At 59.9% G+C, this 6,000-nt stretch carries 4 protein-coding genes and 1 rRNA gene; 2 read left to right on the forward strand and 3 right to left on the reverse strand.

Annotation, left to right across the window (positions count from 1 at the left end; genetic code table 11):
• Positions 1–350: 350 nt before the first annotated feature.
• Together BLT26_RS16595 and BLT26_RS03865 are read right to left on the reverse strand one after the other, a co-directional pair.
• On the reverse strand, positions 351–857 hold the full coding sequence (locus BLT26_RS16595) for a MarR family winged helix-turn-helix transcriptional regulator (protein WP_281245460.1): 507 nt from the start codon (positions 855–857) through the stop codon (positions 351–353).
• A complete protein-coding gene (locus tag BLT26_RS03865) occupies positions 854–1,333 on the reverse strand; it encodes a glutathione peroxidase (protein WP_091508590.1) in 480 nt (159 codons plus the stop codon). The genes BLT26_RS16595 and BLT26_RS03865 overlap by 4 nt, the downstream gene beginning before the upstream one ends.
• A 186-nt stretch (positions 1,334–1,519) precedes the next feature.
• On the opposite strand from BLT26_RS03865, the gene BLT26_RS03870 reads away from it, so the two are divergent.
• Both BLT26_RS03870 and BLT26_RS03875 read left to right on the forward strand, forming a co-directional pair.
• Positions 1,520–3,457, forward strand: a complete 1,938-nt coding sequence (locus tag BLT26_RS03870) for a cytochrome c/FTR1 family iron permease (protein ID WP_245720569.1) — start codon at positions 1,520–1,522, stop codon at positions 3,455–3,457.
• A 422-nt stretch (positions 3,458–3,879) separates the two neighbouring features.
• Positions 3,880–4,665 (forward strand): Stp1/IreP family PP2C-type Ser/Thr phosphatase, encoded by a 786-nt coding sequence (locus BLT26_RS03875; protein ID WP_091508596.1) that lies wholly within the window; start codon positions 3,880–3,882, stop codon positions 4,663–4,665.
• 1,000 nt (positions 4,666–5,665) lie between these two features.
• On the opposite strand, the gene rrf is transcribed toward BLT26_RS03875, so the two are convergent.
• Positions 5,666–5,781: ribosomal RNA gene (gene rrf, locus BLT26_RS03880) — 5S ribosomal RNA — on the reverse strand.
• Positions 5,782–6,000: the final 219 nt, after the last annotated feature.

Consider the following 6,000-nt stretch of genomic DNA (forward strand, 5'->3'; position numbering starts at 1 on the left):
TAGTAAAATTATCTGCCACAACCGGGCAGTCGCAGCGAGAAAGTTAGCGCGCGATGGAGGTGCCAAGTGTTGGAGTGAACAGTGTGCATGACAGTGGCGGTGCAGGATGGATTATGGGCATTATGCGCCCCGCACTCCCGAACCGTCAATACTCATCCTAATAATGGCAAGAAGAAACCTTCATCAAGGCGAGCGCATCCTATTATCCCTCGTTAATTAGGACAGCAATAAACAAGGCTCGGACAGGCTGGTGCAGCACCGTGCTTTCCGGGGCGGGCGCGGCTATAGGGAACACATAATGACGGAAGGGGTTACAGCCGGCGAAATTCCACATTGGGAACCGGGTCAGATCAGCCCGCGGTGCCCAATTTGCCGAGGAACTGCCAGAGCTGGCAGCGCAGCCGGTCTACTTCCTCACGGGAGACTCCCGCACCCTCGAGCTGCCTCTCCACCCACGCCTGGGCGCGGGGCCGCAGGGCGCGCCCGGCCTCGGTAATCGATACCAGGGTCACCCGCTCGTCCCGGGGGGCGCGCCTGCGCTCCACCAGGCCCCGCTGCTCCATGCGTTTCAGCAGCGGCGTCAGGGTGCCCGAATCAAGCATCAGTCGTCGCCCCAGCGCACCCACGCCGGCATCGGGGGATTCCCCGCGCGCCACTGCGGCATCCCACTCCCACAGCACCATCAACACCAGGTACTGGGGATAGGTCAGAGCCAGGTCCCGCAACATGGGCTGGTAGGCGCGGGTCATGGCACGGGATGCAGCGTAAAGTGCAAAGCACAGCTGGTTATCCAGCGCCAGCGGCTCCCCGCCGTCACAGGGAAACGCCGGCGTCGCCGGGCCGGGCTTGCTGGTCACAGCAGTGCCTCGATCTCGGCCTCCAGCGCTTCCGGCTTGTCCTTGGGTGCGAAGCGCTTCACCACCTGCCCGTCGCGATTCACCAGGAACTTGGTGAAATTCCACTTGATCCGCTCGGTACCGAGGATACCGGGTGCGTCCTTCTTGAGCTTGCTGAAGAGCGGATGCGCCCCCGGGCCATTTACCTCCAGCTTGGAGTAGAGCGGGAAGGACACGCCGTAATTGAGCTCGCAGAACTGCTGGATCTCGTCGTCATTCCCGGGCTCCTGGCTGCCGAACTGGTTGCAGGGGAAGCCCAATACTTCGAGGCCGCGATCGCGGTACTTTTCGTACAGGGCCTGGAGTCCCTTGTACTGCGGGGTAAAGCCGCACTTGCTGGCGGTGTTGACCACCAGCAAAACCTTGCCACGATGTTCATCCAGGGAGGTTTCACGACCATCCTGGGTCTTGACGGGGATCTCAAATAACTCGCTCATGGTGGTCTCCTTTCGTTTCTCGGCTCGCACAGCAATTTATATTGTGCACAATATATTTGTGCACAACTCAGGTTGCAAGGCCGTGAACGGGAGTTGGGGTTGAGAGAGTGTCCGGAGGGGTTTATTGTGAGAATAATTATCAATAATATTCGCACCTGATATTTTCCCCTGGAACGGATGACATCCATGCGCACCATTACCCGGCGGCTACTGTTACTGCTGCCCCTTACCCTGTTCGCCCTCCACCTCCATGCCCAACCGGCAGGCCTGAGCGAGGCGGAGCTTCGCCAGCTCATGCAAATGGCGGAATATATTGGCGTCGATTACCCGGAAGCGGTGGAAGACGGTGAAGTCATCAATAGCGGTGAATACACGGAAATGCAGGAGTTCGCCGAGATGCTGGCGGAGCAAAGTGCCCGGCTTCAGCCCTCCAGTGAGGCCGCCGCTATCGGCGCGGCGGCAGGGAAGCTGCAAGAGGCCATTGCCAACAAAGCCAGCCTGGCCACAGTCAAGGCCCACACTGCGAAATTGCGCCAGGGCCTACTGTCAATCTCTCCCCAGCTCTCCCTGCCCGGGTCGCTCCTGGACACCGCCGAGAGTGAGGCGCTGTACCAGAGCCACTGCGTGGCCTGCCATGGCCCCGCCGGCAGGGGCGACGGGCCGCTGGCCTCCGGCCTGGAACCGCCACCCACAAACTTCCACGACCGCGAGCGGGCCGAAAACCGTTCGGTGCTCGGGCTCTACGATGCCATCAGCAATGGTATCGACGGTACCGCCATGACCTCCTTCAGCGGCCTCAGTGAGCGGCAGCGGTGGTCGCTGGCTTTTTATGTCGGCAGCCTCGCATTCGGCGATGCCGGCGGCCGCGCTGCCGGATCCCCCCAGCCCACCCTGGAAGACCTGGTGATGTACAGTCCGGAGGTACTGGTCGCCGACCGTCCGGGCCTGGTGCCGGCAGATGTCGCCGCGCTGCGGGCACAGCCGGCGCAATTGTTCGAACCTGCTGCGACTTCCGCTGGCACCCAACCCCTGGAGACCGCCCGCGATCAACTGCGCGGCGCGCTGGTTGCCTACCGGGAGGGCGATTTCCACGCCGCCCGTACCCTTGCGGTAAGCGCCTATCTCGATGGGTTTGAACTGGTAGAGGGCACTCTCGACTCTCGCGATGTCGAACTGCGCAAAGCCATCGAGAAGCAGTTGCTGGGCCTGCGTGCACAGCTTTCGGCCCCGGGCGACCCACAACAGGTCGAGCAGCAGGTGGCCGAAGTCCTTGCCCAGCTGGAGCTTGCCCAGTCGACCCTGGAGGGTTCGGGCCTGTCCTCCCCCGCCCTGTTCCTGGCCAGCCTTCTGATCCTGCTGCGGGAGGGGCTCGAGGCTCTGCTGGTGGTTATTGCCCTGACCACCATACTGCTCAAGACCGGTCGCACCGATGCCCTGCGCTACGTGCACCTGGGCTGGGTTACAGCATTCATCGCCGGCTTCGCCACCTGGCTCGCGGCCCAGCATCTCCTCACCATCAGTGGCGCCAGCCGTGAGGTAATGGAGGGTGTGGCCGCCCTCGTCGCCGCCGCCGTCCTCTTCTATGTCGGGTTCTGGATGCACAGCAAAACCCAGGCGACAGACTGGCAGCAATACATCCAGGCCAATATTGACCGGAGCCTGAGTAGCGGCGCCCTCTGGGGCATCGCCGGCCTGGCCTTTATCGCAGTCTACCGGGAGATATTCGAGACCATCCTGTTCTACCAGGCCCTGCTGACGCAGAGCGCCACCGCCGGTGAAGGTTCACTCTGGGCGGGACTCGCGACCGGCGCAGTGTTGCTCGCTGTGGCCGGCTGGCTCATGGTGCGCTATTCGCAGAAACTGCCGATCGGGAAGTTCTTCGCGACCACCACCTTTATCTTGCTGGCTCTCTCCTTCGTGCTGGCAGGGAAGGCAGTCGCGGCGCTGCAGGAAGCGGCCCTGATCAGCATGACGGCACTGCCGTTCAACCTTTCGATCGGGTGGCTGGGGATCCATCCCACCTGGGAAGGCGTCGGCCTGCAGCTGCTGATCGCGCTGCTGTCGCTGGCCATCATAACCCGGGGCAGCCAGCGTAATAGTTCAACTGCCGCGGTCGAGGGCTGACCCGGCAGGAAACACCTGGTTGAATCGGCCCGGCGGTCCCCTCCACAGCAATCCGTGGGCGGCTCCGCCGGGTGGCCGTGAACGGTTCGCGCAGCGCGCTCCCTTTTCTTTTCCCTTTCCCTTATTCTCTTTTTCTTCGCCCCTTCCTCCCTGTTTTTTCACACCCGTCCCCGGCGCCTCTCAATCTTGTATCTAGAGGACATGCCGGCCGCTTACGTCCGTAAATAACATTGCTTTTGCCGGCCGCACCTGCAGTTTGTACCCATGTACCGGCGCCGCATTACAAGCGCTTACAACCAGTTAAGCTGCCGCCTGAAATAACGTATCTTCCAGTCAATCGCAGCAACCTTGGCCACTCGATCTGGGCGCAGTCACCTGCCTGTCGCCACGTCTCGATAACGAATTAGAGGAGTTCAGCTGCCATGACGTCAGTACGGCTCGCCGTTGATGGACGCTCAGACATTGGGCTATTCCGTGAGGACAATGAGGATCGCGTCTTCTGTTATGAAGACACTCACCATCCATTTGCCTATGTCATCCTTGCGGATGGTATGGGAGGGCACCGTGGCGGTGCCATGGCCAGTGAAATCGCAACAAGGTCTATCCACAATTGTCTCGATCAAGTCCTCTCTGAGTCGTTTCTGGCGAGCCCCGCTGCGCAGCAGGAGGAGCTGCTGAAGAGCACCATGACCCGCGCTATCGACTCGGCAAACCAGCAGATTCTCGAGGCGAAAAAATCCAACCCTGAGTATGCCCGGATGGGAACCACTGTCGTGGCCGCGGCAATATGGAACGACTATCTGGTAGTGGCCCACGTGGGCGACTCCCGCGCCTATCACTGGTCCGGCCGCCGGCTCCAGAGACTGACCCGCGATCATAGCTTCGTGCAGGAACTGATCGACAGTGGCCAGCTAAGCGAGGAGGAGGGGCGGAAGTCCCGACTGCGCAACCAGCTCACGAGCGCCCTGGGAATTACCGAAGAGGTCAGTCCTTCCATCTTGGCCAGGCGCCTGACAGACTACAGTCTGCTGCTACTCTGCAGCGACGGGCTCACGGACTACCTCGACGATCCGCAGCTTGAGAAAATCCTTAACACCCATCGCCCGGCCTTGAGCTGTACTCACCGGTTCATTGATGAAGCCAACCGGATGGGCGGCAAGGACAATATCAGTGCCGGAATGATCGAGTTCCAGCGCGAGGCGGGTTAGGCACCAACCTGCCGCAACAAACCTTCGCTCAGCTTGTCCGGTAGCGCTGTACAGCGCAGAGCCGCTCTTCTCGGGATCGATATAACCGCTACTCCCCTTATCATGAGGTTTCGCGCTTCCCGCCGGGATTTCGTTTTTTCCACCCAGGATCTACAGGGTATTTATTCACAGTGAGGTACCAAGCGCATACTCGGGAATGGGCATGCTGACGGTTACCAACAGAATATCTGGACATACCTGTGAATAACCTTGGGGTATGAACGTTTGGCCCCCTAGCCGTGAGCAACGGGGCGGATAGTGTAAAAATACGTCGACTACTGGTCCCAAGCTTTCACCTGCAGTGCAACGCCCCGGGATCGCGCACGAATCGCATGGCAGCGCATACTGCGCTGCGTGGTAGTGACAGTAATTCATCGTATCCAAAATAAAAAAGGGCCACCCGACTGGCGCTCCCCTGACAAACTGCAACGTAGTTTGGACTGCCGTAGGCAGCCCGAAGGGTGGCGCGCACGGAAATACAGCATCACCTGACCGTACCGCGTAACGATGACCTACACTGTGTCCCGCACCTTGCGCGGTCTCGCTGCGCGATGCCTGCGGCACACCAAGCTTGCACCTTCGGTGCATCGGTCCGGGGTCGCGCACGACTCGCATGGCAGCGCATGCTGCGCTGCGTGGTAGTGACAGTAATTCACCGTATCCCAAATAAAAAAAGCCCTGACCGCGTTAGCGATCAGGGCCTTTGGAATGAAAGCCTGACGAAAGCTGGCCCCATGAGCTTAGCGAGTGTGTTGGGTCTGACCTACACTGTGTCCCGCGCTTTGCGCGGTCTCGCTGCGCGATGCCTGCGGCACACCAAGCTTGCACCATTGGTGCATCCGGGGTCGCGCACGACCTTGTCGCATGGCAGCGCTTTGCGCTGCGTAGTAGTGACAGTAATTCATAGTATCCCAAATAAAAAAAGGGCCACCCGATTGGGTGGCCCTTTTTTTATTTAGAAGCCTGACGATGACCTACTCTCGCATGGGGAGGCCCCACACTACCATCGGCGATGTTGCGTTTCACTTCTGAGTTCGGCAAGGGATCAGGTGGTTCCACAACTCTATGGTCGTCAGGCAAACTGGCTTGGGTTGGCGATGGTCTTACGGGCTGTGCCCTGCTCTGCCTGTTACCGCCGTTTGCATGATCTCTCGATCAACGGTAACCCCAAATAAGTCGGTGAAACATTCTGTAGTAATACACCGCAAGAGGTGTGTCTCTCGATTGGCCACAATCCAATCGTTAGTAATCATCTCTGTTGTATGGTCAAGCCTCACGGGCAATTAGTACTGGTTA

Source organism: Microbulbifer yueqingensis, from assembly GCF_900100355.1.
Taxonomy (GTDB): domain Bacteria; phylum Pseudomonadota; class Gammaproteobacteria; order Pseudomonadales; family Cellvibrionaceae; genus Microbulbifer; species Microbulbifer yueqingensis.